General features: G+C 37.5%; 28 protein-coding genes, 1 tRNA gene and 1 pseudogene. 23 read left to right on the top strand and 7 right to left on the bottom strand.

The annotated features are described in order from the left end of the window. Positions 1–37: 37 nt before the first annotated feature. The 14 genes and pseudogenes from ACMGDK_RS15995 to ACMGDK_RS15930 all read left to right on the top strand — a co-directional run bounded on the left by ACMGDK_RS15995 (position 38) and on the right by ACMGDK_RS15930 (position 10804). Positions 38–1441 carry an MFS transporter gene (locus ACMGDK_RS15995; protein WP_436808867.1) on the top strand — a complete coding sequence of 468 codons (1404 nt, stop codon included), beginning with the start codon at positions 38–40 and terminating at the stop codon, positions 1439–1441. Between the two features lie 92 nt (positions 1442–1533). Further along, a pseudogene (locus tag ACMGDK_RS15990) lies at positions 1534–2363 on the top strand (pirin family protein). A gap of 140 nt (positions 2364–2503) precedes the next feature. Beyond that, on the top strand, positions 2504–2815 hold the full coding sequence (locus tag ACMGDK_RS15985) for a GNAT family N-acetyltransferase (RefSeq protein ID WP_436808866.1): 312 nt from the start codon (positions 2504–2506) through the stop codon (positions 2813–2815). A 60-nt stretch (positions 2816–2875) separates the two neighbouring features. Next, positions 2876–3775 (top strand): pirin family protein, encoded by a 900-nt coding sequence (locus ACMGDK_RS15980; RefSeq protein WP_436808865.1) that lies wholly within the window; start codon positions 2876–2878, stop codon positions 3773–3775. A gap of 23 nt (positions 3776–3798) precedes the next feature. Further along, on the top strand, positions 3799–4338 hold the full coding sequence (locus ACMGDK_RS15975; protein ID WP_436808864.1) for an NADPH-dependent FMN reductase: 540 nt from the start codon (positions 3799–3801) through the stop codon (positions 4336–4338). Beyond that, positions 4331–4909, top strand: a complete 579-nt coding sequence (locus ACMGDK_RS15970; protein ID WP_436808863.1) for a TMEM175 family protein — start codon at positions 4331–4333, stop codon at positions 4907–4909. Before ACMGDK_RS15975 ends, ACMGDK_RS15970 begins: the two co-directional genes overlap by 8 nt. Before the next feature lies 1 nt (position 4910). Further along, complete coding sequence (locus tag ACMGDK_RS15965) at positions 4911–5129, top strand: (4Fe-4S)-binding protein (protein ID WP_436808862.1); 219 nt, start codon at positions 4911–4913, stop codon at positions 5127–5129. After that, entirely contained in the window at positions 5129–5524 is a 396-nt protein-coding gene (locus ACMGDK_RS15960; protein ID WP_436808861.1) for an OsmC family protein, read from the top strand. Before ACMGDK_RS15965 ends, ACMGDK_RS15960 begins: the two co-directional genes overlap by 1 nt. A 1-nt stretch (position 5525) precedes the next feature. Next, positions 5526–5813: a GNAT family N-acetyltransferase gene (locus tag ACMGDK_RS15955; protein ID WP_436808860.1), complete on the top strand. Its 288-nt coding sequence runs from the start codon at positions 5526–5528 to the stop codon at positions 5811–5813. Positions 5814–5923: 110 nt separating this feature from the next. After that, positions 5924–7483 carry a sodium:solute symporter gene (locus ACMGDK_RS15950; protein ID WP_436808859.1) on the top strand — a complete coding sequence of 520 codons (1560 nt, stop codon included), beginning with the start codon at positions 5924–5926 and terminating at the stop codon, positions 7481–7483. Between the two features lie 80 nt (positions 7484–7563). Next, on the top strand, positions 7564–8253 hold the full coding sequence (locus ACMGDK_RS15945) for an SGNH/GDSL hydrolase family protein (protein ID WP_436808858.1): 690 nt from the start codon (positions 7564–7566) through the stop codon (positions 8251–8253). A gap of 36 nt (positions 8254–8289) precedes the next feature. Beyond that, the gene (locus tag ACMGDK_RS15940; RefSeq protein ID WP_436808857.1) at positions 8290–8808 is read left to right on the top strand and encodes a hypothetical protein; all 519 of its coding nucleotides are present in this window, start codon (positions 8290–8292) and stop codon (positions 8806–8808) included. Positions 8809–8914: 106 nt separating this feature from the next. Continuing rightward, on the top strand, positions 8915–9769 hold the full coding sequence (locus ACMGDK_RS15935) for a transketolase (RefSeq protein WP_436808980.1): 855 nt from the start codon (positions 8915–8917) through the stop codon (positions 9767–9769). A gap of 87 nt (positions 9770–9856) precedes the next feature. Continuing rightward, positions 9857–10804: a transketolase family protein gene (locus ACMGDK_RS15930; RefSeq protein ID WP_436808856.1), complete on the top strand. Its 948-nt coding sequence runs from the start codon at positions 9857–9859 to the stop codon at positions 10802–10804. 150 nt (positions 10805–10954) lie between these two features. Here the strand turns inward: ACMGDK_RS15930 and ACMGDK_RS15925 are convergent, their stop codons facing one another. Genes ACMGDK_RS15925 through ACMGDK_RS15915 form a run of 3 tightly spaced genes read right to left on the bottom strand, consistent with a single transcriptional unit; the run spans position 10955 to position 12508 of the window. Then, the gene (locus ACMGDK_RS15925) at positions 10955–11467 is read right to left on the bottom strand and encodes a hypothetical protein (RefSeq protein ID WP_436808855.1); all 513 of its coding nucleotides are present in this window, start codon (positions 11465–11467) and stop codon (positions 10955–10957) included. Next, positions 11464–11928: a hypothetical protein gene (locus tag ACMGDK_RS15920; RefSeq protein WP_436808854.1), complete on the bottom strand. Its 465-nt coding sequence runs from the start codon at positions 11926–11928 to the stop codon at positions 11464–11466. The genes ACMGDK_RS15925 and ACMGDK_RS15920 overlap by 4 nt, the downstream gene beginning before the upstream one ends. Before the next feature lie 28 nt (positions 11929–11956). Continuing rightward, positions 11957–12508, bottom strand: coding sequence for a hypothetical protein (locus ACMGDK_RS15915; protein ID WP_436808853.1), 552 nt, complete (start codon positions 12506–12508; stop codon positions 11957–11959). 468 nt (positions 12509–12976) lie between these two features. Between ACMGDK_RS15915 and ACMGDK_RS15910 the strand changes: the two genes are divergently transcribed. From ACMGDK_RS15910 to gwsS, 4 genes are all read left to right on the top strand, one after another. Continuing rightward, complete coding sequence (locus ACMGDK_RS15910; protein ID WP_436808852.1) at positions 12977–13189, top strand: TIGR04139 family peptide modification target; 213 nt, start codon at positions 12977–12979, stop codon at positions 13187–13189. 95 nt (positions 13190–13284) lie between these two features. Continuing rightward, a complete protein-coding gene (locus tag ACMGDK_RS15905; protein ID WP_436808851.1) occupies positions 13285–14181 on the top strand; it encodes a hypothetical protein in 897 nt (298 codons plus the stop codon). Beyond that, positions 14178–15080, top strand: coding sequence for a grasp-with-spasm system ATP-grasp peptide maturase (gwsG, locus tag ACMGDK_RS15900; protein WP_436808850.1), 903 nt, complete (start codon positions 14178–14180; stop codon positions 15078–15080). Before ACMGDK_RS15905 ends, gwsG begins: the two co-directional genes overlap by 4 nt. Positions 15081–15255: 175 nt before the next feature. Next, positions 15256–16314: a grasp-with-spasm system SPASM domain peptide maturase gene (gene gwsS / locus ACMGDK_RS15895; protein WP_436808849.1), complete on the top strand. Its 1059-nt coding sequence runs from the start codon at positions 15256–15258 to the stop codon at positions 16312–16314. 30 nt (positions 16315–16344) lie between these two features. Here gwsS and ACMGDK_RS15890 read toward each other — a convergent pair whose 3' ends face one another. The 3 genes from ACMGDK_RS15890 to ACMGDK_RS15880 all read right to left on the bottom strand — a co-directional run bounded on the left by ACMGDK_RS15890 (position 16345) and on the right by ACMGDK_RS15880 (position 22188). Further along, the gene (locus ACMGDK_RS15890; RefSeq protein ID WP_436808848.1) at positions 16345–16722 is read right to left on the bottom strand and encodes a hypothetical protein; all 378 of its coding nucleotides are present in this window, start codon (positions 16720–16722) and stop codon (positions 16345–16347) included. 70 nt (positions 16723–16792) lie between these two features. Further along, positions 16793–17263, bottom strand: coding sequence for an Lrp/AsnC family transcriptional regulator (locus tag ACMGDK_RS15885; RefSeq protein ID WP_034703315.1), 471 nt, complete (start codon positions 17261–17263; stop codon positions 16793–16795). Between the two features lie 134 nt (positions 17264–17397). Beyond that, a complete protein-coding gene (locus tag ACMGDK_RS15880; protein WP_436808847.1) occupies positions 17398–22188 on the bottom strand; it encodes a translocation/assembly module TamB domain-containing protein in 4791 nt (1596 codons plus the stop codon). Positions 22189–22192: 4 nt separating this feature from the next. On the opposite strand from ACMGDK_RS15880, the gene tsaD reads away from it, so the two are divergent. From tsaD to ACMGDK_RS15865, 3 genes are read left to right on the top strand one after another with little or no spacing between them, the layout of a single operon-like run. Then, positions 22193–23209 carry a tRNA (adenosine(37)-N6)-threonylcarbamoyltransferase complex transferase subunit TsaD gene (gene tsaD, locus ACMGDK_RS15875; RefSeq protein WP_436808846.1) on the top strand — a complete coding sequence of 339 codons (1017 nt, stop codon included), beginning with the start codon at positions 22193–22195 and terminating at the stop codon, positions 23207–23209. After that, a complete protein-coding gene (locus ACMGDK_RS15870) occupies positions 23206–23616 on the top strand; it encodes a hypothetical protein (RefSeq protein ID WP_436808845.1) in 411 nt (136 codons plus the stop codon). The genes tsaD and ACMGDK_RS15870 overlap by 4 nt, the downstream gene beginning before the upstream one ends. A 44-nt stretch (positions 23617–23660) precedes the next feature. Continuing rightward, positions 23661–24362: an RsmE family RNA methyltransferase gene (locus ACMGDK_RS15865; RefSeq protein WP_436808844.1), complete on the top strand. Its 702-nt coding sequence runs from the start codon at positions 23661–23663 to the stop codon at positions 24360–24362. Between the two features lie 48 nt (positions 24363–24410). Here ACMGDK_RS15865 and ACMGDK_RS15860 read toward each other — a convergent pair whose 3' ends face one another. Further along, positions 24411–25082: a TrmH family RNA methyltransferase gene (locus ACMGDK_RS15860; protein WP_436808843.1), complete on the bottom strand. Its 672-nt coding sequence runs from the start codon at positions 25080–25082 to the stop codon at positions 24411–24413. An 81-nt stretch (positions 25083–25163) separates the two neighbouring features. On the opposite strand from ACMGDK_RS15860, the gene ACMGDK_RS15855 reads away from it, so the two are divergent. Then, positions 25164–26180, top strand: coding sequence for an asparaginase (locus ACMGDK_RS15855; RefSeq protein ID WP_436808842.1), 1017 nt, complete (start codon positions 25164–25166; stop codon positions 26178–26180). Positions 26181–26236: 56 nt separating this feature from the next. After that, positions 26237–26323 (top strand) — tRNA-Ser (locus tag ACMGDK_RS15850). Positions 26324–26437 lie beyond the last annotated feature (114 nt).

The following is a 26437-nucleotide window of genomic DNA, read 5'->3' as shown; positions in this document are numbered from 1 at the left end:
TAAATATGGAACTCATTAGATTTCCAGTCTATACCGAATGACAGAAACAAACCCGCAGCCAAACTCTGTAAAAAAAATACTTCCACTCATTCTGGCCACTGCTATTTTCATGCAGATGCTGGATTCCACGATCCTTAACACTTCCCTGCCCTCCATCGCCAAGGACCTCCACGAGTCTCCACTCAATATGCAGAATGCTATCATAAGCTACGTTCTGACCCTGGCGGTTTTTATGCCTGCAAGCGGTTTTCTGGCAGACAGGTTCGGAACTAAAAAAGTATTTATTTTTTCCCTGGTCCTTTTCAGCTTAGGTTCACTGTTCTGTTCCATGTCGCAAAATCTTACCCATCTGGTTATTTCAAGAGTAATCCAGGGAGTTGGAGGCAGTTTGATGACGCCGGTAGGAAAACTGGCGCTGATCAAGACTTTTGATAAAAGTGAGCTGCTTAAAGCAATGAACTTCGCGATCATTCCCGCACTGATCGGGCCTGTACTTGGGCCGCTGGTTGGAGGTTATATGGTAGACTATCTTTCATGGCACTGGATTTTCTTGATTAATATTCCGATCGGAGTATTAGGAATTATTTTAGGTTTAAAATACATGCCGAATTACAAATCCACGGATGTTGACTTTGATCTAAAAGGATTTTTAATTTTTGCAGCTGCATCGCTGCTGCTATCTATTTCGCTGGAACTATTCGGAGATATACAGAATATAAGTCCTGTGCTTTTTGTCTTTATTCTGGGCTTTTTATTCCTCTACTATTATTACAGACATGCAAGAAGAGGCGGAAATCCTATTTTTCCTCTGGATTTGTTCCAGGTAAGAACCTTCCGTGTAGGAATTGTCGGAAACCTGGCTACCCGTTTAGGGATCAGCTCTGTTCCGCTTCTGCTTCCGCTGATGATACAGATTGCCTACAAACAGTCGGCTGTAACTTCCGGGTGGATCATTGCTCCAATGGCTCTGACCGCCATATTCGGGAAATCATCCGTTATTAAAATTCTGGATAAATACGGTTACCGGCAGACTTTAATGGTCAATACATTCATTATCGGAACCCTGATCTGTCTTCTGGCCATTCCCAACATCCATACTTCTTTATATTGGTTTGTACCCATTATTGCCATATTAGGATTTTTCAACTCCATACAGTTCACTTCAATGAACACCATTTCTATTGCAGACCTTAGGAATTTCCAGACCAGCAGCGGCAATTCATTGATATCAGTCAATCAGCAGCTGGCTATCGGCTTCGGGATCGCTTTCGGACTGATTGTTTTAAAGTTATTTGAGAATTCTGATCTGATTGAGGGCGAAATGCACAATGCTTTCCGATACACCTTCCTTACCGTAGGCATATTGACCATCATATCGGGCTTTGTTTTCAGAAGACTCCATATTTCAGATGGAAAGAATATGAAATCTAAGGAAGAGTAATAAATCAGCTTTTATCCTTTTACGAACTTAACACAGATCAATGCACCTGGATCTTTGCTACCGTACTTTTGTTATATAAAATTCACAATATTATGACAACGAAAAAAGTAGAAATCGTAGTATCTCCAAAACCCGCCCATTTTGTAGGAGATGGTTTTAGAGTTCATAATTTTATACCGGGAGTACATGGATTGGACATGATTTCAACGGTTCTGAAAGACCCAGAGGTGTGGGAGTTCATCCGCACAGAGGCTTCGAGACCGTGACTATAGCATACAAAGGTAAAGTAGAGCATCATGACAGTGCCGGCGGCGGCGGAATTATAGGCGAAGGCGATGTACAGTGGATGACTGCCGCAAAAGGAGTTCTCCACAAAGAATATCACGAAACCGAATGGTCCAAAAAAGGCGGTATTTTTCAGATGGTTCAGCTATGGGTCAATCTTCCTGCCAAAGATAAAATGAGCTGCCCAAAATACCAGGCCATAGAAAATGTATCAATGGAACGTGTTGATCTGGATAAAAATGGTTTTATCGAGCTTATTGCAGGAGAATATAACGGGCATAAAGGTCCGGCGGAAACTTTCACTCCATTGAATATGATGAATGCCAAGTTAAAAGCCGGCGGAAAAGCTGAATTCAATTTTCCTGCTCATTTCAATACAGCAGCATTGGTCATTGAAGGAAGCATTATGGTAAACGGAGAAGAAAAAGCAGCGGCAGATCATTTAGTCTTATTTAAAAATGAGGGCGAAACATTCAGCATCGAAGCTCAGGAAGATGCAATAATACTGATCATCAGCGGAGAACCTATTAATGAGCCTATCTATCCTCACGGACCTTTTGTGATGAATTCAAGGGAAGAAATTATGCAGGCTTTCGAAGATTTTAATACCGGCAAGTTCGGTTATCTGGAAGACTAAAGAATTAAATATATCTTAATCTTAGATTCTTCCTTTTTTATTAACTTTATATACTTGTGTTTGGTGAAATGTAAAGACGCACAGTTCAAACTATTTTGTGTCTTTACAATTCCGCCAGCCTACTTACAATACAAAAATTTATGAAACCAGAATTTGAAAATATTCCTCTTGTAAAAGCAGGTAAAAGATTTGAAATAGAAATCGACGGACATTTCGCATTTATCGACTATCGTGAGATGGGCCATCAGATTGCTTTAGTACACACGGAAACGGATCCTGAACTTGCCGGAACCGGGGCTGCTACTGCTGTGGTAGAGAAAACAATAGCTTACATTGAAGAGAACGGAAAAAAACTTCTTCCATTCTGTCCGTATGTTTTTGCCTACATTAAGAAGCACCCTGAGTGGAAACGTATTGTTGATGAAAGATTTGAAGGCTACAACAAACTGTAACAGTACATCTAAAGATCTAATCCATTCCCTTAAACAGAATTCAAAAACATTTACTTTATCATGTCAAATATTGGACTTATTATAGAAGAAAAGGCTGCAGATATTGGAAATTTCCTGGTAGGAAGACTTCTTCCCTTCCGTGAAAAAAGAGCGGTAGGACCTTTCGTTTTCATCGATCATATGGGACCTTCAGAACTGAAGGATTACCAGAATCTTGATGTTCCGCCTCATCCGCATATTGGCTTATCCACCTTAACTTACCTTTTGGAAGGATCTATTTTTCATAGGGACAGCATCGGAAGTGCCGTTGAAATAAAGCCGGGAGCCGTAAATTGGATGACCGCCGGAAAAGGCGTTGTACATTCTGAAAGAACTCCTGAGTATCTTAGACACAGCGATAAAAGACTTCACGGATTCCAGATCTGGGTAGGCCTTCCAAAACATCTTGAGCAGACAGAACCTACTTTCCATCATATTGAAGCAGATGAAATTCCGGTATGGGAAGAAGACGGAATTCAGTATAAGCTGATTGCCGGTGAAGCATTCGGAAGAAAATCTGCGGTTCCTGTTCATAGTAAGCTGTTTTTTATCGAGATCAAAACAAAAGAAGCGAAGAAAATAAGCATCGGAAAGGATCTTTATGGTGAAGCTGCCATGTATGTCCTGGACGGAACGGTTTCCACAGAAGGAAATTCTTACGGTTCCAAGCAATTGATGATCGCTAAAGACACTAAACTTTGTGAATTTGAGATGAGTGAAAATGGCACGGTGTATCTTTTCGGTGGTGAACCTTTTGATGAGGAGCGTTTTATATTCTGGAATTTTGTGAATTCGGATAAGGAAATGATCGATCAGGCAAAAGTCAACTGGAATGATCAGAACCATGACGCATTTCCTCTGGTTCCCGATGATGAAACAGAATATGTTCCGCTTCCTAAGGCCATTTTAAACAGAAAATAACGGTTATTACAGATTAATAAACCATGAAAATATTAGCATTTGCGGGAAGTACATCTTCCACTTCGATCAACAGAGAGCTTGTAAAATTTGTTCTGAAGGATTTTCAGAATGAAGAGATCAACCTGATCGACCTTAATGATTTTACCATGCCGGTTTTCTCTGTGGATCTTGAAAAGAAAGGATTTCCCGATGAAGCCCACAACTTCTTAAAGGCGATCGAGGAATGTGACGTGATTATCTGCTCACTTGCAGAACACAACAGGTCTTACAGTTCGGCTTTCAAAAATGTCTTCGACTGGTCTTCAAGGATCAATGTCAAGGTATTTCAAAACAAGCCAATGCTTCTCATGAGCACTTCTCCGGGAGGTTACGGAGGTGGCAATGTGATGAATACGGCAAAGACCTTTTTCCCACAGTTTGCAGCAGATATCAAAGATACTTTCTCACTTCCTAAGTTTTATGAAAATTTTGACCTGGAAAGCGGCGTCATCAATCCTGATATGCTTAAAGAACTTAAAACTAAGATAGAAAACTTTAAAAAAGAGGTTAAAACCAATGACTAAGGGAAGGTTAGAAGCTTTCAGTGATGGTGTTCTGGCGATTATCATTACTATTATGGTTCTTGAGCTGAAAGTTCCTGAAGGAAGCAGCTGGGCCAGCCTCAAGCCTCTCCTGCCACGGTTTCTCGCTTATATTTTCAGTTTTATTTATGTAGGAATCTACTGGAATAACCACCATCACTTGTTTCAGGCTGTAAAAAAGGTTAACGGAAGTATTCTTTGGGCCAATCTTCATCTCCTGTTCTGGCTTTCGCTGATGCCTATCGCTACGGAATGGATCGGGACGACACATTTTGCGGAGAATCCAGTGGCAGCTTATGGAATCTGTCTCATCATGTCTGCGGTGGCCTACACGATTTTAGAGAACCTGATTGTCCGGCATGAGGGTGAAGATTCTAAGCTTAAAGAAGCTATACAGTCAAAGTTTAAAGAATATATTTCAATCGTATTTTATGTTCTCGGAATCACTGTTTCATTTTTTTATCCTTATATTGCCATAGGTTTTTATTATCTCGTGGCTCTCATATGGCTGATTCCGGACCGTAGGATCGAAAAATCACTAAAAGAAAATTGATATGGAAACACACGAATATCCCAACGGCAGCATCACTGTTATCTGGCAGCCCCAGAAGTGCATCCACTCAGCTGTCTGCGTAAAAATGCTTCCGAAAGTTTACAATCCTAGAGACAGACCCTGGATAAAAGCTGAAAATGCAAGTCCGGAGGAGCTAAAGGACCAGATAAATCAATGCCCTTCAGGAGCATTAAGTTATAAATTCAATACAAAACAATAATGGCGGTAACCGTAAAAGCAAGTTTAGGAAAAACAAAATATTATACTGAGGTAACGGCCGGTGAAAACCAGATTATTACTGATGAACCCATAGACAAAGGCGGTCAGAATAAAGGTTTCAATCCGCTGGAAATCCTGGCAACATCTCTGGCAAGCTGTACTGCAGCTACTTTGCGAATGTACATCGAAAGAAAGGAATGGAATGTGGAAAACATCAATGTAGAAGTAGAGCTTGAAAATTTTCCTTTAACGAAACGAGCTGTATTCAAAAGAGACATCAGTTTTGAAGGTATCCTGGATGATGAACAGCTGAAAAGGCTGCATACCATCGCCGATGCCTGTCCTGTACACAAAATATTAACCAACGATATAGAAATACTAACAAAATTCTCATAATATGACCGAAGTAAAACAAAACAACGACGAGAAACACGGAAGTTTTGAGGCTTTCATAGACGGAAAACGCGCTGGCATAATGACTTATACCTGGGCCGGAGAAGAAAGATTTATCATTGACCACACTGAGGTGGAAGAAGCCTACAACGGAAAAGGTGTAGGAAAGGAAATGCTGCTTGCAGCAGTAGATTTCGCGAGGAAAAATAACAAAAAGATCATTCCGCTCTGCCCGTTTGCTAAAGCAAGTTTTCAGAAAAGTGAAGAATTACAGGATGTTTTAATCAATTGATACTATTTTTGTCCTACAATACAGACCTTTCAGATGTTTTACTCTGAAAGGTTTTTTCTTTTTGACCAGAACAGAAAAAAACTATATTTGCTAAAATTTAAAATTTCAGCATGAATCCAGGAACTGTCCTTTTGCTATTTGTTTTTATCTATTTCGTTGGCCTTTTGGTGATTTCCTATTTCACAAGCCGGAATTCTGATAATCAATCATTTTTTATTGGTAATAAAAAAAGTAAATGGTGGCTCGTTGCATTCGGGATGATAGGAACCAGCTTAAGTGGTGTTACCTTTATTTCGGTTCCGGGGACAGTTGGAAAAATGACAGGCAGCGAATATATTTTCGGAGGCTTTGAGTATTATATGATGGTCATTGGCTTTTTCATAGGATATTTTATAGTTGCCGCCATATTGCTCCCGTTATATTACAAGATGAATCTTACCTCCATTTATACTTACTTGGGGAAGAGGTTTAATGTAGAAGCCCATAAGATAGGTTCCATATTTTTCATCATTTCCAGGGCTATTGGTGCTACAGCAAGATTGTATTTAGTAGTCAACGTTTTGCAGATATTTTTGCTTGAGGGCCTGGGCGTTCCGTTTTGGGTGACGGCTCTTGTACTTTTGCTGATGGTTCTTTTATATACTTTTGAAGGAGGTGTAAAGACTATTGTAATTACAGATACACTGCAGACATCCTTTATGATCATCAGTTTAATTGCCTGCATCGTTTATATTTTATCCAATCTGAATTTATCCTTTGGTGAAGCATACACCATTTTGGAACAGAAAAACTATACTCATTTTATCAATTTTGATCCGAATTCAAAGACCTTTTTCCTTAAAACCATTTTAGGCGGGATTTTCATCACGATCGCCATGACAGGTCTGGACCAGGAAATGATGCAGAAAAATATTTCTGTAGACAATCTTCAGAATTCAAAAAAGAATATGCTGACTTTTGCGGGAACTCTTCTTTTCGTTAATCTGGCGTTTTTATTTTTAGGAGGCTTACTGTATCTTTTTGCTTTGCAGAACGGTGCAGAATATGGATTGGCAAAATCTGAAACGGTAACTAATATTTTCGGATTCAAAGATGCATCAGGAAATATAAAAAATATTATGGGAGACGATCTCTTCCCAGCTTTATCACTTCAAGGACATTTCCCAATGGTGATTTCCGTTATTTTTATCATCGGACTGATTTCGGCATTATTCCCTTCTGCTGATGGTGCCCTGACGGCAGTAACCAGCTCATACTGCGTAGATTTATTAAGCCTTAATGAAGATAAAACTAAAACGGAAAAGGAAAAAAAACACCTTCGTATGAAAGTTCACTTAACTTTCACCGTAGTTTTTTTCATCCTGATCATGGTTTTTAAAGCCATGAATGATAAATCAATCGTTTATCTGATCATGGAAATTGCCGGCTATACGTACGGACCACTTTTGGGACTTTTTGCCTTCGGAATTTTTACCAAATTTCAGATTTCAAAAAGGTATGCTATTCTTGCTGTTACTATTTTAGCACCTGTTATCACTTATTTAATCAATTTATCTGTTACCACTTATACTGATTACAGAATTGGTGTGGAGCTAATTGTTCTTAATGGCCTGCTTACTTTTATTGGTTTATGGCTGGTGAAGAACAAACAATACTTAAAAGTAGTCTGATCTGGAAAATTGGTTTTAAAGCCTTAATCATACCTCAGTAGTTTTCTGTCCTGGCATGTGATAACCTTAAAACAATATATATGAAATCATCAATATTTCTGGCTATTGCCTTGCTTTTAAGCGAACTGATAAACGCACAAAGCGCTGTTGATTTTGCTAATCTTGCCAAATACAAAGATGATAATACAGCAATTTTGAATGCAAAGAAAAAAGTAGATGTGGTCTTTATGGGCAATTCCATTACTGAAGGCTGGGTAAAAACTCACCCGGAATTTTTTTCTAAGAATAATTATACAGGCAGGGGAATCGGCGGGCAAACCTCTTCACAAATGCTCCTGCGGTTTCAAAATGATGTTGTTGCTCTAAAGCCGAAACTGGTGATCATTAATGCCGGCACTAATGATATTGCTCAAAATACGGGAACTTATGATCAGGACTTCACCTTTAACAATATTAAAGCAATGGCTGATATTGCCCGAAGCAACGGAATTAAAGTAATCATTGCATCTGTACTTCCTGCAGCTGCATTTCCCTGGCGTAAAGAAATCACTGATGTATCCCAGAAAGTAGATGCCTTAAACAGCAGGTTAAAGCAGTACTCTCTTAGTAATAAGCTTATTTTTGTTGATTATAATACGGCAATGCGTAATGAGAAAGGCGGTATGCGTGAAGGACTTTCAAAAGACGGTATCCACCCTGAATCTGCGGGTTACAACATTATGGAACCATTAATAAAAAGTGCTGTCAATAAAGTATTAGGAAAAAAATAAAACTATTACACTCTAAAACAAGCCTAAATTATAACCATGAAAAAAATTATTTCACTTTTCGGATTCTTACTAACATTCGGATTTACGTATGCCCAGGATTTTGAAGTTTCTACCTTAAGGATTGGGCCTTACAAAGTCTTTATGGAAAAATCTGAAGCTGAAAAAATTGCAGGAACAAAATTGAAAATAACAGACGGGCAGATCAAGAATAATGTAAAATATAATGGAGAACTGATTGCACTTGATCTTTATGAAACTTACATCAGTGAAGCCAAACCAAATGTGGCAAGCATTATGGGAATTACAACCACCAGTAAAAAGTTCAAAACAAAAAGCGGGATCGGGATCGGGAATACAAAAGATGAACTCATTAATGCTTATAGAAATTATCCCAGCTTTACGGTACATCCTGCCTGGGACGACAAGGGCGAAAAACGACTTAAAGATACAGGATATTTCACTTTGGAAGATCTTGATGCCGGAACGCAGCTTTCTTTTAAATTTATCAACAACGTCATTACAGAAATTTCAATATACCTTAACGAAGGCTGTTAAAATCAGTATTTCACAGAAATAATTCTAAATCCGGATCATCAATCCGGATTTTTGCATTTCCGTAAGCCGTTAAAAAATTGTAAATTCGCGTGCAAATAAATCAGATATAATGAGTAAAAGTATCGAAGAGTTAAAATCTCTTACTACGCAGATCAGAAGAGACATTTTAAGAATGGTTCATGCTGTAAATTCAGGGCATCCGGGCGGAAGTTTAGGATGTACGGAATATTTTACAGCGCTTTATGGGAATGTAATGAACTATAATCTTCCTTTCACTATGGAAGGGAAAAATGAGGATCATTTTTATCTTTCAAACGGGCATATTTCGCCGGTTTACTATTCTACTTTAGCGAGATTTAATTTCTTTCCGGTAGATGAATTGAGAACTTTCAGAAAACTGGATTCAAGACTTCAGGGGCATCCAACTACCCATGAAGGTCTTCCGGGGATCAGAATTGCTTCGGGATCTCTTGGCCAGGGACTTTCTGTGGCACTTGGTGTAGCAGAGGGTAAAAAACTGGACGGAGACACGTCTCTTGTTTATACACTTCACGGAGATGGTGAACTTCAGGAAGGCCAGGTTTGGGAAGCTTTGATGTATGCTGCTGCCAAGAAAGTAGATAACATCATCTCAACCATTGACTACAACGGGCGCCAGATCGATGGTGATACTGATGATGTATTAAGCTTAGGAAATCTACATGCTAAACTTGAAGCATTCGGATGGACTGTTTTAGAAGAGAAAAACGGTAACGATCTTGAAGCTGTTATCGCAATCCTTGAGAAAGCGAAAACTGAAACAGGAAAAGGAAAGCCTGTAGTAATCATTCTTCATACAGAAATGGGTTACGGTATAGATTATATGATGGGTACCCACGCATGGCACGGAAAAGCTCCGAATGATGAGCAGCTTGACACCGCATTCAAACAATTATATCTGGAAGCTCCTGCCGATTATTAATAATAAATGATGAATAATCAATGATAAATGATGGTTTAAATCTTTAATGAAAGCATCGTTTGTCAACTATCAAAAACTTTAGTAAAAATGAAATATACATATACAGAAAAAAAGGATACGCGTTCAGGATTCGGAGCCGGATTAGCAGAACTTGCCGACAAAAATCCTAATGTAGTGGCACTTTGTGCAGACCTTATCGGTTCTTTAAAAATGGAAAAATTCATTGAAAAAGCACCGGAAAGATTCTTTCAGATAGGTATTGCAGAGGCTAATATGATGGGAATTGCTGCTGGTTTGAGCATTACAGGGAAAATTCCTTTTACAGGAACTTTCGCGAACTTCTCTACTTCAAGAGTGTATGATCAGATCCGCCAGTCTATTGCCTATTCCGGAAAAAATGTAAAGATCTGTGCATCTCACGCCGGTCTTACTTTAGGGGAAGACGGTGCAACTCACCAGGTTTTGGAAGATATCGGTATGATGAAAATGCTACCGGGCATGACGGTAATCAACCCATGTGATTACAACCAGACTAAAGCGGCTACTATCGCTATTGCTGAACATGATGGCCCTGTATATTTAAGATTCGGAAGACCTACAGTCCCTGTATTCATCCCGGAAGATATGCCTTTCGAAATTGGAAAAGGAATTCTTCTTCAGGAAGGTACTGATGTAACGATTGTTGCAACCGGGCATCTTGTTTGGGAATCTCTTGTAGCTGCAGATGAGCTTGAAAAAGAAGGTATTTCTTGTGAAGTGATCAATATCCACACCATTAAACCTTTGGATGAGGAGATCATCATTAAATCTGTTGAAAAAACAGGTAAGATCGTTACAGCTGAAGAGCACAACTATCTTGGCGGTTTAGGGGAATCTGTTGCGGGAATGCTTGCAAGAAGAAGACCTACAAGACAGGAATTTGTTGCGGTAAATGATACATTCGGAGAATCTGCTACACCTGCAGAATTGATGAAGAAATATAAAATTGATGCAGCTGCTGTAAAAGAAGCAGTGAAGAGAATTTTAGCGAACTAAGATCAATTATATCATAAAAGCTCGGGCTGTTTCGAAGAAACAGCCCGAGCTTTTTTTAACTACCCCGTCAAATCTTTGCAACTCTCCGGAGAAGAGAAATGGCTACAGCATTCATTTTTGAAATAATAATTTTTTCTTCTATTAATATTATTACTGTGGTCTGTTTATAGGAATATCAAGTACATCAAGCACTGGATATAATATATTTTTCAAAAATTCCTCTTCTTTTACCCGGGATGCTTTAGAGCCTGAAAAATAATTGCTGATTCTGTAGTTCTTTACAAACTGATTTCTTTTTTTTCCGATAACATAAGAGTAGGCACCGCTTTCATCATTAATGAAATAAGTCATCTCCTCAAAGCTCATAATTTTTTTAGTAAAAAATAGTCTTTTGTAAATGCTCTTCTCCCGTTTATCGAAAATATATTTTACAGGGACTTTAAAAAGGAGATCCCATACAAAATAAACCATATAGACTCCCCATATAACTAAGGCAATGGTAAAGGCATTTTCAGATAGTATATTTCTGAAATAATACAACACCGGAATGGCAAGAATACCAACGCCCAGCCACCATTTTAAGGTGTGCAGAAAGCTGTAATCAGGCATAAAACTTATTTCACTGCCGTTATCTTCAAATTTATATCGGTCTTTGGTATTCATCGTAAGTTTTCATTTAAACCCATAATATCTTCGGTTTCGTTTACCATTTTTTGTATTGCTTTATGGTTAAGAGCCTGCCCTATCGCAAATTTCTGTTCTTTTCCATTCACCTCAAAATGAATATTTAGAAATACATTCATGGCAATGAGCCCAAGGTATTTCGTCGTCAAAACTTCAAAATTTGTAAAATCCTGGAAAGCATAGGTTTTTGAAGCAACAAAAACACTGGGTTTACAGGTAATGGTCTGCTGTTGCGGATCAATCACAAACTTTTTTGCAAAGAAATTAGCAATGATCAGTCCTGTAAACACAATTAAGAATAAGCCCAATAAAGGGAAATTATATTTATAAGCAAGCCCTGCAGCAAGAAATATAAGAATAACCAATACCAAACTAAATATGGGTTGGTTTTTGAAAATAAAAAGGTTTCCTTCTTTTTTGTAAAATTGATAGGTGTTCATAATAAATAGTAATGTATTTAATGTTTAATTATTGTTTGTAACGTTCTGCAATCTCATCATCATTAATGGTTGTAAAAGTATTCAGCTCTGTTCTGAAGTAGGTGTCATGAATTGAAAAATAGGCATCAATATGAACTTGGGCATGTTCTGCAGCTTTTTTCCAGCATTCAATGAACCAGTTTTCAAACAGCCTGTATTTTTCATCATTATATTCGTCCCAAAGATCATCAAAGTTGTCTTCATCTTCATAACGACTCTGCAAGTCTGAAGCTCCGGTCCATATCTTTTCAGGCAGAAAAGAGTTCCAGTCCTCACTTTCATTGGCCTGCTTTTTCTTTTGACGGGGCAGTGCAGTCGTCTGGGTAATGATATCTCCTTTTTGACCTGCAGCCCAACCTACGATATCTAAAAAATCATACTCATATTCAAAATAAAGAGCTTTAACATCTGTTTTAGTCTTTCCCCTGAGGTAATCTAAATTTTCTCCTTTGAGCATTTGTACAAGATCTTTAATGAACGCTCCCTTAATTTCTTCAAGATAATTTTTTAATTCAATATTGAGTTGTTTGAGACTTTCCATACGTTCATTTTGTCATTTCAGTTTAAGATCATTATTAATCTGCAAAAGTAGATGAAAAATATAAATGATCTAATCTTGATTTGATGTATTTTATACGCTATTTTTTTGTATGTACAATAAATAATTATCTGATACAATAGATATATCAAAGTTTTATTTAATGACTCAATTTTATAAGATCACCCCTCAAATCCCGTCATATGTAATGGATAAAATTTCAAGACACCCGTATTTTTAAGATTTATTTAAACATGTACAATACGGTGTCAGCCCATTATATTTTTACAAAAAAACTACACATTTAATCACATCAACGGGATATAATTGTTTATAGTTTTGAAAAATCAACGTTGATTAAAATTCAGCATTTCGCCTGTAAGTGTACAGTATGGGATGAAATGAAGAATGGCAAAAACCCATGTCAGGGTTTATATGACAACACAAATTTTAACTAAAAATTATTCAATTATGAAAAAGCTCCAAGGAATGAAGAACGGTTTTTCTTCATTAGAAAACAAAAAGATGAACAATCTGGGAACCATTATCGGAGGAAGTGAAACCTCTCGAACTTCAAGTCAGACACTATGTGGAAATAACTGTTCTGATACGGAATATTATAAAGATGGTGTCAAAACAATGACCCTAACCATTGAAGGAGCCAACCCTACTGCTCCTTATTAATTAGGTTTAGATTACAAACAGGACCATAACAGTCCTGTTTGTTTATCTGTTCAGACAGTTTTAATGATTAATTCTTGCGATAGCAAATCCTGCATATGAAACAAAATCAAAATATCAGATACCTGGGGCTAACTTCTATAATTATCTGTTTCTTTTTTTACTGCTGTAAAAGCAAAAATTATATCATCTACTACAACAAAGTAAACGAAATCGACAGTATCTACAGAATGGCCAAACAGCCTGAAAAAGCCATAAAAAAATACAAAAAACTGTTCAGGAAATACCGTTCCCTCAACCAGGAGCGTATAGAAGAATATGAAACCTACATCAGGGTTTCAGATAAATATGGCAAAAATTTCGGAGGTCAGAAAAGCCTTTATCGCCTGATTCCTTTAATTGCTCCTTACTGGAGATATAAAAAGGAAGATCCGAAATTCATAAAGCTTTATAAAAAATATGGAATTGACAGCATGAACATAGAACAGGAAGTTGCGCAATGGGAAAGTAAGCATGACAAGATGCTGATTGATTCTTTTGTTGTTGCATTTGCTCGTGATCAGTATGGAGGACGCCTTAATAATTCTGATCGCACCGAAAATGACCTGAAAAATGCTGAACTACTGAAATGGGCTTTTGAGAACCATGGCTTTCCTTCCAAACAAAAAATTGGTTTATACTACAAGGATACTTTTATGCCGATGGATGTAATACTTCTTCATATGGCAGATTATGATGAATACCATCCGTACTTCAAAGCAAAAATCCTGGAATATGTAAAGTCCGGCGAGTGCCCTCCACGGGATTACGCAGCAATGGTGGACAGAAATAACCTACATCATAAAATACCTTATACCTACGGTGTTTATCAGGGATATCAAAATATAACAGATTCAGCGAAAGTAAACCGGAACCGGAAAAGTATTGGCCTTCCAAGCCTGAAATACCGGAACAAACTAGCAAAAGACCTCGCAGACAGCCTAAGAAACAAATGATACTGATTTTTTCTAATAATAATGACAGAACAACGATAGAAGTTATACGTTGGCTGGTTTCGATGAATAAGGACTTTATTCTTGTGAATGATGATGAAATTTTTGACATTAAAGTTAATAAAAAACGGTTCTTTCTGCAAAGCCAGAAAAACAGCTTTTTTATTGATGAAATACGAAGCGTATGGTACAGGAGAGGAGGGCTTTTGTTCAAACGCTATCAGTACAGTAATAATTCTATTAATATCTATATGAATGAAGCCCAGCACTGGCTGGAAGATTATATACTCCAGACATTAGAATCCAAAAAGCATATTAACAAACAAAGCAACAGTCATGTCAATAAACTCATGGTATTGGAGTATGCCCGGAATATAGGACTAAATGTTCCTGAATATTTTCTTGCTGAAAATACCAATGAAGTTCTCCTGAATGAAACCATTACAAAGTCGATCACAGGCAACGTGATATTGGATGATATATCTGAAAATGAGGACGGAATTATGTATACGACAATTATCGAAGAAATTGAAAAAGAAGAATTCTTTATTTCCTTTTTTCAGAAAAAAATAGAAAAGGATTTTGAGATCAGAACTTTTTATTTGAACGGTGAATGCTATTCCATGGCTATTTTTTCCCAGAATGATGACCAGACTAAAACAGATTTCAGAAAGTATAATAATGAAAAGCCTAACAGAAATATCAGATATAGTCTTCCTAAAGATATAGAAGGTAAGATTCACAAGCTGATGAAGATGCTGGATCTTAATTGCGGTTCTTTGGATTTTATTAAAAGTGGAGATTTCTACTACTTCCTGGAGGTAAATCCTGTAGGACAGTTTGCAAATGTAGCCTATCATTGCAATTATCCCCTATTTAGAAAAATAGCTGATTATTTATGAAAAAAAAATTTGGAGAAAAGCATAAGCTGCCTTTATCATTTAAACATATGGAGTATTTTAAACATAAAAGCTCTAAAAAGATCGATAGTAACACTATTTGTATCCTGAAATGTGAGAAATACCAAAGTAATTTTTATGTAAGGGAAAAACCCGTAAAACCATTAACCCGATTATTATGAAATATTTCAATTTGTTTTCAAACATACTGGTTACAAAAGGAGCAGGCAGAATTTTAATATCAGACCTTCAAAGGAATGTATCGGAGCTATACCCTTTGGAATTGTATGATCTCATACAGGAATTAAAAACCCATTGTATAGAAAATGTCACTGATGGTTACGACGAAGAATCAAAAGTTATGGTCAAGGAATATTTAAATATTTTGCTGCAAAATGAATATGGATTTATCACAGAGCATAATTGGGACAAAAACTTCCCACTTCTTACCTATGAATATGATGAACCCAGCATTCTTTCAGAAATTTTTATAGAGTTTTCAGAAATTTCTGTATTGAAAAAAATAAAGCTATCAATAGAACATTTTAGAATAAAGCATCTGGTTCTTTACAGCACTAAAAAATTCACAGCTGAAAATTTCATAGAGATTGATCAGATTTTTGCCACTTCCGTTTTATCTGGAATAGAAATTTTTTCTCCATTCCATGAGGATGTAAATAAGCTCTTTGTAAGTACTCTTCATAAGAATACGGAGAGAATATATAATATCGTTTTTTACAGTTGCGGAAAAAAACCTTTCAGAATAAAAGATGAATTCAGATTCAGCTTATATTTTACTGAAGAAGAAATGAAGATTTCCTCCTGCGGAAAAGTAGATCTAAAATACTTCAACACTAATATTTCAAAAGTTTCAGAAGCGGTAAACCATAATTCCTGTCTCCATAAAAAAATAGGAATAGATATAAACGGCAACATCAAAAACTGCCCTTTAATGACTGAAAACTTTGGAAACATAAACGATATCAATCTTGAAGATGCATTGATAAAGCCAGGATTCAAAAAATACTGGAATCTCACCAAAGATGAAATAGAAATCTGTAAAGACTGTGAGTTCAAATATGTTTGTACAGACTGCAGAGCCTATACGGAACGCAATCATGTAAATAATGAAGGATTAGACACTTCTAAGCCTCTGAAATGCGGTTACGATCCATATACAGGAAAATGGGAAACCTGGAGCAAGAGCCCTTTAAAACAAGACAATACGCCTTTATGAATAGCAATTAAAACTTAAATACATCGGCCTCTAGCGGAAGAATTTCCATTTCGGAATAATTGCCAGCATCCCGAAGCCCGTAAACAGGAAAAGATTGGTGACATCAGTATACAAGAATGTGGACAGATAATAGTTGTGCATAAAAAAATGCAGTACAAGCAATGCAGGGAACATAAAGATCCCGATTTTCCTGTAAAAGAACATCAGAATAAGCCCAATAATCATCAGTACGTCAATGGAAAAGATGACGAAAAAATACCATCTCGGAATCTGAAGATATTCATGCTGAAGATATTCATCTATATCAATTCCCAGCCCCATAATGGTGAACAGCATCAACGCTGCAAATGCTAAAATAAAGCCCCATCCTTTCTTTGGATCCTCGTCAAAGTAACTGTATTCTTCCATAGGTGCAAAAATAAAGAACTTATGAATATATTCATAAGTTCTTTAATATAATATTCGTTTAAAATTTGAATTATATAGAAATAGCGTTGATCAATCTGTTTTTGTCGCTCAAGTATTCTTCCATAGAAATCATACTTTCGGTTCTCATTACATCTTGGATATCGTCTATCTGATAAATAATTCTCTTCGCATCTTCCGTATTCTTAGCTCTTACTTTACAGAAAATGTTATATTTTCCTGAAATAACGCTAGCTTCGATTACATTTGGAAGTACCGAAAGCTCCTTCAATACCTCTTGAGTGCGGTTTGATTTTGTCAAAAGGATCCCAATGAAAGCTGTAAAGTGATAATCCAGCTTGCCATAATCGATATTAAGAGATGATCCCAAAATAATACCTGCATCCTCCATTTTTTTCACTCTTACGTGAATTGTTCCAGCGGAAACATCCATCTGTTTTGCAATTTCAGTAAAAGGCATTCTTGTGTTTTCGACTAAGAAATCAAGAATTTTCTTGTCTATTTCGTCCAGTTGATAGTTCATATTAGTTAAATTACAATTTTCTTAAAAAATCTATGTATTTGTTGCAAATTTATAAAAAATAATTTAACTAAAAAAATTATATTAAACATTAACAATAATTAACACGGATGATAAAAATCATTAAAATATTACGATTATTTACTAGTCGATTTTGTAGAATCTGTTTTTATTTCCGTCTTAGCTTCCGGCTGTTTTTTATCTTTTTTCTTCTTTTTAAATAGAGAATTAAAGCTTTTACTCCACACAACTCCCCCACCATAGGCCTGATTTGCAGAGCCATTAGTACTTACCATTCCAATATTGGTAGGCTTGGAATATCCTCTCAAAACAAGACTTCCGTCATTTTTTTTAGAAACATCGTATTCAATAGATCCTTCACCAGAAAGATAATTGGTTTGTGTGCCTTCCGTTTTTGTCAGAGGAATTCCCAGTCCGGTTTTAATATTTACCCTTGGTGAAAGAGCCACACTTACCCCGGCATTGGCCCGGTCACCAGTGTTGGAATTCTGGTCTCCTTTTACATAATTCAAATCGATCTGGAATTCGTTGCTCATTGTATTAAGAACAGATCCCAGCTGCTTCAGAAGCATATTATATCCGGAAGATTCCGCTACACCGGCTACATCAAAATCCACTCCTCCACTGTTGGATACATTAAAGGTGCTCAGCAGCAGGACAGAACCAAACTGAAGCACTTTTTCGCCTTCCTGGCTCATCTTGGCTGCTAATGTTTCTTTTACCTGGCTGGAAACATCAAGGGCAGTTACATTCAGGTCAATTTTCGGATCGATCAGAGATTGGGTAATACTAGCCTGAAGCAATACACTGATCGGCTGCAGTTTCCCCATGCTTAAATATTCACCTGCATTGGAAACCATTCTTACGTAATTAGCTGTAATATCTAGTGCCGGCTTCATTGCATCCCCATCCCATCTGATGCTGCTGTTCTTTTCTATTTGGAATGTTTTATTTAGAATAGCCTTGGAAACAAATGTTCCGTTATCTACTTTATATGTACCATTCATAGCAATTCCGCCCTGCCTGCCCATCTGGAACCTCAGCCTGTCTGCAGTTCCTTTTACCGTAATATTACCTACATCATCGCCCACAAGAACATTCACCGTAGTTCCTCTATCCACATCAAGGCTGAAGTCGATCCGCATATTAGTTCCCGTCTTCTTCTTTTCTTCCAGCGTGATAAGCCCGTCTTTTCCTTCTTTCAGGAACCTCAGCATTTTAAATTCTTCAACATTGGATGTCGAGCTGGAATTAAAGGTAAAGTTACTTCCGTTCAAGGCTTTCATATTAGGAGTTGAAATACTCAATCCGGAAACAGGCCCGTCTACATACAAATCTCCCTGACCATAAACTCTTCCCCAGAACAGATCATAATCTTTCTGGCTCGTATTCAGCATAAGAAGATTATCAGCCCTCATTACAAGATTGACCCCCATTGACGAAATCGTTTCAAACTGGATCGCACCGGAAATTGTTCCTTTAGAATTGGATCTTCCGTCATGAACTTCAATATTATTAAGGATTGCAAGTCCGCGGGAAAGCGGAATCACCGTATCATCAAATGAATAATCTACACCGGTAAACAGAAGTTTCAGACCGAAACCTTTCAAAGCTATATCCCCGCTATAATCAAGATCGCTTAATTTTCCGTTGATCTTCAGGTCACCCGTAGCTTTTCCTCTGATATTTCCGAAAACAGTCTGAACAAACTGCTGGGTAAAAGCAAGGTCAAAATCACGCATTTCCGCAGTCAGATCAATTGTAGGAGAAGCGGTGTTATTATTGACAGTCCCTGTCAGATGAAGGTTGTTATTTCCCAGGATTCCTGCCGAAGCCACCTTTACATCTACATCATAAACGTTCAGAGAGAAACCGTTTGTAGCAGAAATAGTAAGGTCACCCATCTGGTTTCCGTTCATAACAATATTATCTACAGTAAGATCTACGAGTGGCTGTAAAGTGCTTTTATCCATTTTGATCTTTACACTTCCGTTCGCCAGACCTTTTATTCCCATAGGATTTCCACCGGACTGCATTTCAAGGAGCTTTTCAACAGCAAATTCTTCAATATCCGCGTCTACATAGAAGTCTTTGGCAGATTTGAACTGTGCTTCTTTGATAAACAGGGCACTCTTATCTGAATATATACGCAGGTTCCTGATATCGAAATCTCCTGCATTTTTTCTGTAAGTAATGGAATGATCCAGTTCGGGGCTTGTATCTATTGCCCAGGTAACCTCATTGAACTTAACTTCTGTAGGCTCAAACCTGAAAACGTAATCCCCGGCAGCATTCGTAGACTGATCTACGTTAATGGCATAAGCTTTAAGATTATCATTCAGCTCATCCTCCGGACTTCCATGCTTGAAGGTAGTGGCCAGATGAAGGGCTGTATTGTTTTCATTTTTACCTTTAAGTTCAAAATCCTTGATAATATTTTTATTGTATACCAGTTTGCTGATTCTCGCATACAGCTGCTCATTAAGGTTTGCCGTATTGATTCTTACCATAACACTGTCGATCATCGCACTGTCTCTGGAAATATTATTTCTGTCATTGATCTTGTATTCAGGATTGGCGGCTGCCAAAGCTTTGTCCGCATCCGAAATTTCTTCCTTCTTCGTCATGATATATTTCAGAGAGGCTGCATCCAGATTCAGAATCAGGTCATTTGAATCTCCATTATACTCTCCTTCTACCACGGCGCCCTGCGGAAGCTTCAGATCAGGTAGAAAATAATTCACAACGCCCTGCTGAACATCAAAATTCATTTTAAAATTCTGACCTCTGTATAATTTTCTCGGTGGAGGGCCTACCAGAATTCTTCCGATTCCATTCTCAACCATGCCCGCAAGATCAGCAAGGTTATATTTCCCTGATATTTTACCGCTTGCAGCACCAGGTGCATCAACATCAATGACACGTCCGCCGGCTTCTACAAAAGTTTTTAATTTCGCTGTAGGAATAATATATTTTTGCGTAGCGGTAGCAAAGTGAATATCATTGGCATCCACATCCAAAGTCAGATCATTAATATTAGACATGGACATTTTACCCTCTACCCGTCCGCTCACGATCTGGCTTCCCGGTTTATTGGTAAAATAATTCATATTCAGAGAAGTGACATCTGCATTTACATCCATCGCAACCCTTGAGGTACTGAAATCAATAAGCCCTTTAATCGTTGCTTTAGCCTGCTCATCATTCACGGTGATAAGTCCATTATATTTTTTATGATCCAGCAGTCCGTCAAGGTACAAATTACTGATCTGCTTATCCATAATTTCGATGCTCGTAATCTGGGATTTCGTGGTGAGACGCATTGTATTGACATCAAAACTCTGCCCATTAATATCAAATTTACCGGAGATCAGACCAACAGCCTTACTTTTGGTGATGACAGAGGTATTAAGATCTTTTACATCCACAAATCCTAAATACTTGGGCATTGCTGTGCTGTATCCGGTAAGCGAGAGTTTAGTGATCTTAGCCTGCCCTATTCCAGTAATCAGGTTTCCACTGGCAACGTACACCTGTTCCGGATTTACCTTTGCTGTTCCGTTATACTTCAGTTTTCCAAAATCATCTGCGAAATTCTTCATCTTTTTAGAAATAAATGAAGGCATCATCGCTTTGAGGTCTTTATATGTAAAATCAGCAGAAAGGTCGTTTGTTTCAATGGAAAAATTTCCTTTCAGCAGTCTGTCGACCCTCATCGTTTTGGTTGCGATATTGACGTCAGGGTTTCTGATCAGGAAATTCTCTAAATAGAATTTATTTAAGGGGCCGGTCATTTTCCCGGCAAGGTTGAATGGTTTAAAGTTATCCCAGTTCGTCACAAAGTAGCTGATATCATATCCGCTCAGCTGGCTTCCCTGCTGGATTTCCATATCCCAGCGTACACGGTCTGCAAAATCAGACCACGAACCGTCATTAAGATGAAATTTGATATTCCCCTGAAGCAGTGAGTGATCTGTATTCAGGGTAAGATCCTTTAGTGACAGAAATTCATTCGTTAAAGAAAGCTCAGTAGAAAAAGTATCTACAAAATGAGATTTCCCCCATCTTTCAGTAACGAAAGACATATTATTAATCAGCGCCGAAATATTGGCTCCGTTGATCTTTACATTGGGTGCTTTTAAGTTAAAGTTTGTGGCAGTAAGCCATTTTCCGGGTTCTCCCGGGGAGTTTTGACTCACAATAGAAACTTTTGAATCAATGATCTGTACACGGGAATCCAACTGGAATGGAGGCTTTTTCGGATCTCTTTTCTTTCCGCTGTCGAAGAGCTGTGTAAACCTGATAAAATTGGAAATACTGTCACCTTTATAGGTTATAACCTTTACATCTGCATTAACAAGGGTAAGGGAATTAAAGCTTAATGAATTGCTGTTTCCTGAAATGGCATTGTAAGCGAGAGACATCCAATCTGAATTGGCGCGGAATTCTCTTGCTTTGATGAATTCCAGCCCTTTATAATCTTTTATTTTTAATCCTTTTATGGTAACGTCCCCAAAATAATCTACTTCTACACTTTCTGTAGACATCCCAGCCTTAAAGTCTTTGTTTACGATCTGAAGTGCCTGATTGGCCGCCCATCGTTTGGTGGCCGGAAGATTAATGGCAATAAGTATCCCTCCAACGAGAATAACTCCCAACCAGAAAAGGATCAGGAGAAGCTTTGCCCACCATGAATAACTGGTGACATCTTTTACAGCCTGCTTCCCAAATTCCTCGGCTGTCTCTACAGGATGATGAATAGCATCTGATGCCAGCTCAGATGCTTCCTTAACGGTCTCCTTTACAGCTCCTTCTACATCTTCAACAGTCTTCTGTACCTGATCACTTAGGTTCTCAGTTACTGATTTTTTATTCTCATTCTCGTTATTATTCTCTAACTTTGCCATTATTATGAGCGACTCTATAATTTTAGGTATTGAATCGTCCTGCGACGACACCTCAGCAGCTATCATCAAGGGAAACTGTATTCTATCCAACATTGCTGCGAATCAGGCCATCCACAAAGAATATGGCGGTGTGGTTCCGGAACTGGCATCGCGAGCGCATCAGCAAAATATAATCCCCGTTGTTGAAAAATCTCTTACTAAAGCAAATATACAACAAAATGCTATTTCAGCTATAGGATTTACACGCGGTCCCGGACTTTTAGGATCACTTCTTGTAGGAACATCATTTGCTAAGTCTTTGGCAATGAGCTTAAATGTTCCATTAATTGAAGTAAATCATCTCCAGGCACACATTTTAGCCCATTTCATTGAGGATGCAAATCCTATGCCGCCTCAATTCCCTTTTCTGTGTCTTACGGTAAGCGGAGGTCATACGATGATTGTATTGGTGAAGGATTATTTTGATATGGAAATTATCGGAAAAACAATAGATGATGCTGCTGGAGAGGCGTTTGATAAGATCGGAAAGATTTTTGACCTTGATTATCCTGCCGGACCTATTATAGACCGACTGGCCAAAGAAGGAAATCCTGATGCTTTTACATTCAACAAGCCTAGAATGGAGAATTATGATTATTCTTTCAGCGGGATCAAAACTTCCGTTCTTTATTTTATTCAGAAAGAGGTCAGAAAAAATCCGGATTTTATTAAAGAAAATCTGAATGATTTGTGTGCTTCGGTTCAAAGAACAATCATTGAAATATTGATGACCAAACTTGAAAAAGCTGCTAAAGAATTGAATATAAAAGAGGTGGCTATCGCCGGTGGAGTTTCTGCCAATTCTGCTTTGAGAAAAGTAATGGAGGATAATCATGAAAAATTAGGCTGGAATATCTACATTCCAAAATTTGAATATACAACCGATAATGCTGCTATGATTGCCATGGTTGCTCAATTGAAGTTTGAAAGAGGTGAATTTACGGATCTGAGAACTTCCGCAACTGCAAAATATGATTTATGAAAATACTATTAGAAGAAAAAATACTGGGAACGCATTCTAAAAAGAACTCAAAATATTATTGGGTTTTAGAAACCGTTATAGGAAAAAATGAAGTGACAGAAAAAGATGGAGATGAAGATTATTTAATGATAAGTTCAGAAATTGGATATGTTCAAAATATAAAGGAGGAGATCATAGAGAAGATCAATTCAGAAAATGTATTTAGCTTTTCTTACGAACCCAAAGAAGGAGATTACTTATCCATCAAAAATAATTTAAGAAAAAACGAGTATTTGAATTTAATTTTTATGAATAATAAGTGGGTTGAAGAAATTTACGCATGTTCATATAGAGACTGTGAAGGTGATATTTATACCACGATAAAAACCGGTGTAGCATTTATAAGCGATAATGAAATTACCTTTTAATCATACTTATAAATAAAATTCAGGCGCATTCTAAATATCAATATATGAAACTTTTTTTTGGCGAAATCAATAACGGAAAAGCAATAATTAATGACGAAGAACAACAGCACATTGTGAAAGTTCTTCGTATGAAAGATGGTGAAGAAATTCACGTAACAGACGGAAAGGGAAATATTGCTTCCGGAAAATTAGTTCTTGAAGGAAAGAAGGCTGGTTTAGAAGTTTCTGAAATTAAAACAAATACTCCGGATTTTAGTCCCCGACTTCATATTGCCATTGCACCAACGAAAAACATCGACAGGATCGAGTTTTTTGTGGAAAAAGCTGTGGAAATGGGTATCGCAGAGATCAGTATTATTATTACAGAGAAAACTGAACGTAAAAATATCAATATTGACAAGATCAGAAAGCAGGCTGTTGCCGCCTCCAAGCAAAGCTTGCGATTCCATTTCCCTATTATTAATGATGCGGTGAAGCTTACAGATTTCTTAAAAAATATTGACCCGAAACACACTTTTGTGGCACACTGCCATGAAAATCTTGAAAGGATTGAACTTAAAAACATTCCTTCCCTTAAACAGATCACTTTTTTGATTGGTCCTGAAGGGGATTTTTCTGAAAGGGAAATTCAATTTTTGTCCGACAGTAATGTAAAAGCAGTTTCACTTGGAAATCAAAGGCTGAGAACGGAAACGGCGGGTGTGTTTGTCGCGGCGTGGAATTATTTTAATATGATGAAAAATTAGAAGTTAGAAATTAGGAGCGTCTATTTATCAATCAATCAACAAATTTTCCTACATTTCCAGATTATGATCTTTAAGGTATTTTTCGAAAATCTGATGTCCGCTTCGCATTGAATTCACGGCCCAGCGGATCTTCATTTTCATCAGTTTTTCTTCGTTTAACTTATAATCAATACCTGATTTAATCAGTTTCTGTTTCAATTCATACATACAGATACCTGCGGCTACAGAAACATTGTAGCTTCTTGTCAAACCGTACATCGGGATAGCCAGTGTTTCATCTGCAAAATCCAAGACTTCTTCTGACACTCCCTCCTTCTCAGTTCCAAATACGAGAGCGATAGGTTCTGTGATTTGATAATCTGGAAGCATAACAGCATTTTTTTCAAGGGACACAGCCAGAATTTTATATCCTCTGCTTTTAATATTCTGTAATGAGGCTATATTTTTAGGCATTTTCTCAACTTCTACCCAGGTTTCGGCACCTTTGGTTACAGTAAGGTTAGGATCGAAAACATTCTCTTCCTCCATTGCCACCACCTTATGAAACGCACTTGCTTCCACTGATCTTATAATAGCTGCTGCATTTCTGAACTGGTAGACATCATCCATCACAGGAAGGACAAAATCAGAACTTTCCTGGGAGAAATGTTCTATCTTTGAGAGTCTTTCCTCTGTTAAAAACTGCTTTAAATATTCAAAAGTTTGCGCTAAATCTTCCATTCATTTTCAAATCTTTGCAAATTAACGTAATTTTGAGCTATGAACCTGAACGAGGCTCAATTTCTTAGAAAAAAGTAATTCATGAAACGAAAAGTCCTGCTCATCTATACCGGAGGAACCATCGGTATGGAAAAAGATTATGAAACCGGAAGTCTGCGTGCATTTGATTTTGGAAATATTTTCGAAAAAATGCCCGAGATGAAATTAATGGAATGCGAAGTGTTCGTACATCCATTTGCCAAACCGCTGGACTCTTCGGATATGGGACCTGAGGAATGGAAGGTTATTGCTAATTATATCCTCAAAAATTATGAACTGTATGACGGTTTCCTGATCCTTCACGGGACGGATACGATGTCTTATACAGCTTCTGCTTTAAGTTTTATGTTGAAAGGACTTAGAAAACCTGTAATTATGACTGGTTCACAGCTTCCGATCGGCGATTTGAGAACGGATGCAAAGGAAAATCTTCTGACAAGCCTTTATTACGCAAGTCTTTATGAAAATGATGAAGCAGTTATCCAGGAAGTTGCCGTTTATTTTGAGTATAAATTATTAAGAGGGAACAGAACACTGAAATATTCTGCGGAGTATTTTGATGCTTATGCGAGTCCGAATTATCCACTACTGGGACAATCCGGTGTCCATTTAAATATTATCAAGGATAATCTTTACCGGTGTGATCCTGATATAGAATTTCATGTAGATGAACATATTTCTGAAGATATTCTGTTCTGGAGAATTTTCCCGGGCATGCATCTGAGCCACTTTAAAGAAATTCCTAAAATGAAGGTTTTAATTCTTCAGGTTTTCGGTTCGGGAACTATTTTCAGCAGTGAGAAAACGCGGGAAACGCTTCAGGAAATCAGAAACAACGGAACTGAAATTGTCGTGGTAAGTCAGTGTATTTCAGGCGGTATTTCGTTCGGAAAGTATGAGAACAGTAATATTTTTTCAAGGATTGGAGCTATTAGTGGAAAAGATATGACTGCAGAAAGCGCTATCAGTAAAGCGATGCACCTGATAGATAACCCGAATTACTCCGGAACTTTTGCAGACAACTTCACCAAGAGCCTTTGCGGAGAAATTACTGAGTAATTTTTAAATAATAATTTGCAGATTCCAGAAATTACCCTATTTTTGCAGTCTCAAATAGAAAGGTGTCCGAGTGGTTGAAGGAGCTACCCTGGAAAGGTAGTATACGGGTAACTGTATCGAGGGTTCGAATCCCTTCCTTTCTGCAAGAAGACAAAGGTCTTAAACTTAATTGTTTAAGGCTTTTTTATTTACTCTTACTAGTGAGTGAATAAAAAAATCCCGGCATTTCTGCCAGGATTTGTCTGGAAAACTGTTGA

It is taken from the genome of Chryseobacterium hilariae, from assembly GCF_051400735.1.
Taxonomy (GTDB): domain Bacteria; phylum Bacteroidota; class Bacteroidia; order Flavobacteriales; family Weeksellaceae; genus Chryseobacterium.
Note: the sequence above shows the minus strand (reverse complement) of the source record. Positions and strands in the feature narration are given on the sequence as shown.